The organism is Streptococcus sp. DD11 (assembly GCF_001578865.1).
Classification (GTDB): domain Bacteria; phylum Bacillota; class Bacilli; order Lactobacillales; family Streptococcaceae; genus Streptococcus; species Streptococcus panodentis.
The window spans coordinates 141,368-145,459 of the sequence record NZ_KQ969396.1; the positions used below are offsets into that span (position 1 = coordinate 141,368).

3 protein-coding genes and 1 pseudogene are annotated in these 4,092 nt (G+C 47.9%); all 4 read right to left on the bottom strand.

The features are described 5' to 3' along the window. A partial coding sequence (locus STRDD11_RS10070; protein WP_128837321.1) for a phosphoenolpyruvate synthase occupies positions 1-1,948 on the bottom strand: 1,948 nt, incomplete at its 3' end. Continuing rightward, positions 1,948-2,847, bottom strand: coding sequence for a UbiA family prenyltransferase (locus tag STRDD11_RS10075; RefSeq protein ID WP_061423395.1), 900 nt, complete (start codon positions 2,845-2,847; stop codon positions 1,948-1,950). The genes STRDD11_RS10070 and STRDD11_RS10075, both read right to left, overlap by 1 nt. Beyond that, on the bottom strand, positions 2,832-3,704 hold the full coding sequence (locus STRDD11_RS10080) for a phosphatidylserine decarboxylase (protein WP_128837194.1): 873 nt from the start codon (positions 3,702-3,704) through the stop codon (positions 2,832-2,834). The genes STRDD11_RS10075 and STRDD11_RS10080 overlap by 16 nt, the downstream gene beginning before the upstream one ends. After that, positions 3,697-4,092 (bottom strand): annotated as a pseudogene (locus STRDD11_RS14630) (phosphatidylserine synthase); the annotation flags it as partial. The gene STRDD11_RS10080 and the pseudogene STRDD11_RS14630, both read right to left, overlap by 8 nt.

Sequence of the window (4,092 nt, forward strand, 5' to 3'; positions counted from 1 at the left end):
AAACATCGTCAGGCGTAGCCAGCAGACCTTGCTCGACTAATTGCTGCCCAAGCGTTCGGAAAATCTGCCGCATCATGCCATAGATTCGTGTGCGGTTTAAGCGGGAGCTTTCCCGATATTTAACACCAGTCATGGCTCGCTTGCGAAGAAAATTCGTCCACCAGCCTGATTTTTGCACCTCTTCAAGTTTCTGAGGTGCCAACTTCTTCTCCTCTTGCTGGCACATTTGCAGCAGGAGCTTGAGCAGACGCTCTGGGTGCGTTCGGAAGGTTGGAGTTTCTAACTTCAACTCTTCTGGAGCCCGATCACCAAATTCATGGATAAAATGGACTATTTCTTTGACCAAAGGATGCTGGCGACTTAGAAAGACTGCTGGACTTTCACTTGCCATGGCCTGTCTAATCGCTGCATTTTCTTCTGCTTTCAGCTGAGCTGTTAAAGCCTGCAGAGCCAAAGCCGGCCTCATACTTTCAATCTGCTCAATTCCTGCAATCTCAGCCTGAACAGCACCGCCACGACGCGACTTCTTCAGGAGTCCAGTATATACAAAAGCATAGAGATCATTGACCAGCGTAATGTCCCAGTGAGCCAGAATATCCTCTTTTAGCTTGCTGACCAAGCCAATCAAGGCCTCCGCATCTGCGTCGGGAGAAAAGCTCGCTTCGTATTCGCGCTGAATCTGGGCAAACTGCTCTTCCAATTGCCGCATTTGCTTGGGCGCCGTCCAAAATTCTCGGATGATACGGAGCATGATTTGCAGGCGTTTGAAAGCAGACAGGTGCACTGGCATCTGAGGCACCTCTGTCTCTCTCACTCCCAGCATATCCTGCCAGATAGGAATGATTTTCTTCGAAAAAGGCAGAAGCTGCAGCAGCTGATACCAACTCTGAATCTGGTAATAAATCCGGCTGTTGACCGGCTGCAGCATATTTTGAAAGGTGGCTTCATAGGCAGCCAACTCAGGGGCATCCTTGCCAACCACGCGCTGGGCCAGACTTCGAAAAATGCTGGCATAAGCCTCTTGAATAAAGCTAATGGTCAGAGGACTGGAAACGCCCGGATAGCTCTCGACAATGTTGCTGTTATCCAGAATAATCTGCTGTCCCTCTGGCAAGGTGGTAATAGGTCGTGCCTGCAAGAGATAGAGCTGACCATTTGCGAAGGTGAACTCCATATCCATATAAGGTCCGAAAAGCTGACTCACCTGACCAACCAAGGCCTGTAACTCCGCAAGTTGTTCCTGTGATAATTCTGGTGAGTCCTTCGTCTGCTCTGTATAAAAGAGTTGGTCCTTGGGATGAAGCGTCACCATGGTTGTAGGAATCTTATCCTCGACAACCTTGTTGCCCAAGCCCCGACCGATGACAATGATGTGCTCGTTCAGAATGCCCTTGGGATTAGCTGTGAAGTAAATCCCAGACAAGCCTCCCTCCTGCATGACCTGCACAAGGCAAATCATCTGCGCTTGCTTCAACGATAGTCCTTGCTCAAATAGATAACTAAGAGTCGACTCCTGATAAAGAGAGAGCAAGGTCGCTTGGATAGCTTCTTTAAGTCCATCTGGCTTCACATTGAGCTGGCTCTCAAACTGACCGGCAAAGGAGGAGGCCTTCCCATCCTCAATGGTTGCTGATGAGCGAACCGCAAAGCGACAGTCTGTCTGAGAAAACTCCTGCCGAATCCAGTTTTCTGCTGCTGTCAGATCTTCCTGCGCAAACTGCTCTTTAGCCCAATCCTGCAATTGCTGACTGAGTTGGGACAAGTCCAACTCTCCAGACCGATAAGCTTCTTCCATCCGCTCCAAGTCAGCAGAGCTGGCAGATTCTTGAAAAAAGTCAAAAGCAAACACTGCAAAGTCAGGAATCGGCAAACCAGCAGCCTGCATTTTCAGCAAATGATAGGCCTTGCCTCCGACCTGGTCAAGCCCTGTCTGCTTGATTTTTTTCATCAAAGTACCCCCATCAAGAGATAAACAGCAACGGACAGAACCATGGTCGTCTCCGTGATATATGTATAACGCTCCACCCGCTCCCGGATATTAAAGCGAGTTGGATCCTTGATAAACTGCTCAAACTGGACAGTCATCCAGATGACATTCAGCACTAAGACCACTACTCCGACATGGGAAATATTCCAGAGAAGGGCGAAATTGGTCAAGATATCCAGCAGAGTCACCACCTCGATAAAGCGAGTGGCTTTTTTGTAACCAAAAAGCTTAGAATAAGTCACATACTCGGTCTCGTCTTTTGGCGCCCGAATCTTACGGCAGACTTCCCAGATCAGACTTGGGAAATACATGGTAAAGGCCAGCAAGACGGTCGGTAGGGACAAGAGAGGCAGATTGTACTTGTAGCAAACAAAAGAGATAGTATAGAGATTCAAAATCATCATGACTGGATTATGGGTCACTAGAGCCAGAGGCAGAGAATTTTGAATCTTGTCACGCTTGAAGAACCAGAAGGACATGAGAGTTCCGTAGATATAGAGAAAGAGGAACCAGCCGATATTGTTCATAAAGAGGATATTGAGAAGTACAGACACCGCTACGATAAAGCTGAGGGCAATAGCCAAGTCCTTCTTTTTAACCCGGCCAGATGGCAGAGCCCGATGAGGAAAGAGCCGCCTGTCGGTCTCATAGTCCTTGAAATCATCTGCAATCCGCAGAATCATCAGAAAGACAAAAATCGTAAAAATCCCAATCAACTCCTGATGGTCAAAGTGAAAGGTGGTCACTCCGTCATTGAGCAGAAGGACAAAATAAATCTCAAAAAACATAATGGCAGCCACAAAAAAGCGCGGCAGCAAAGGAAACATTTCCTTATAATAAACAGCTAATCGTTTAAACATAGCTTTTCTCCAATCTTTTCACCCATTTGAATCTGGGTTTCTATTCCGAGGTCTGAGTAAGTCAAAATATCCTGATCCATGCGAATCGTGCCTTCTGGATAGAGGACAAGAATGGTTGAGCCGCCCAGACCAAAGCAGCCCTTCTCCTGTCCCCTGACCAAATGGTCCTGACTGTGATTGTATATTCTTCCGACCAAGAGAGCGCCTACTTCCATCTGCAGGACAGGTCCTAGGTCGGTATCTAAAAGACAGTATTCTCTTTTATTTTCCTTGTAAATCAAGCGCCACTTCTGGGCTACCTGCCTAACCGTATGCAAGCGGCCCTTGATTTTTCGACTTAGGGTAATTCTGCCGGATTCAGCAGCCAGATAGCGGTGCAGGTCTTCCACTCCCAAACGATAGACAAGCGCTGTTCCGCCAGTGAACAGCTGATCTAAGTCATCATCCAACAGTAACTCAGCTAGCCTGTATGTCTGCCCTTTAATCATCAGCTGCAAGTCCTGACTGATGGTAAAAACCTCTAACTTAGCATCCGCCACAGCCAGTACTTGACTATCAGAACAGACCGGACGCAGATTGGGCTTGATTTTTCTCTGGAAGAAAGCCGAGAAGCTAGAATAGGGGCCATCTTCATAGTCAGCTAGATCCAGCTGATAACTTTCAACAAAAGCTGCTATTTTCTTTCGAGAAAATGCAGTATAGTCTTTCAAAGTCAGAAGATAAGACAGGCTAGGTCGGGTCAAGATAGGCAATAGGAAGCGACCCCAAGCAGTACCATAAAGCTTGTCTAATAGACCCGCCTTGTATTCTGTCGGTTCCACTACTTGACCAGTCTTTCTCTGATAGACCTTAACCATGCGGGAGAACCCCCAGACCAATCAGACTTGCAACTGCTAGAATCGCAAAAGCCAGATAGGCCAGCTTGTTTGGCTTAGGAATCCGGCAGTTGTAGACAAATAGGAAGGGCAGCAAAAGAGACAAGCCCAGCCACACCCAGGCATAGAGACCAGGTGCCAGCCATTGACAGACCAGATAGGTCAGAGGAAAAAATAGGGCACTGTAAGTCACGGGCAAGCCGATAAAATAGGAGTCAGATCCTTCATCATGCTTAGCCAAGCGGTTAAAATGCGCCAAGCGCGTAACTGCAGCCAAGACATAGAGGACAGCCAAGATGATATTGGCCGCTCCCAAGGGCAGCTGAGTCATGAGGAGCACCGCCGGGAGAGCCGCAAAGCTAATCATGTC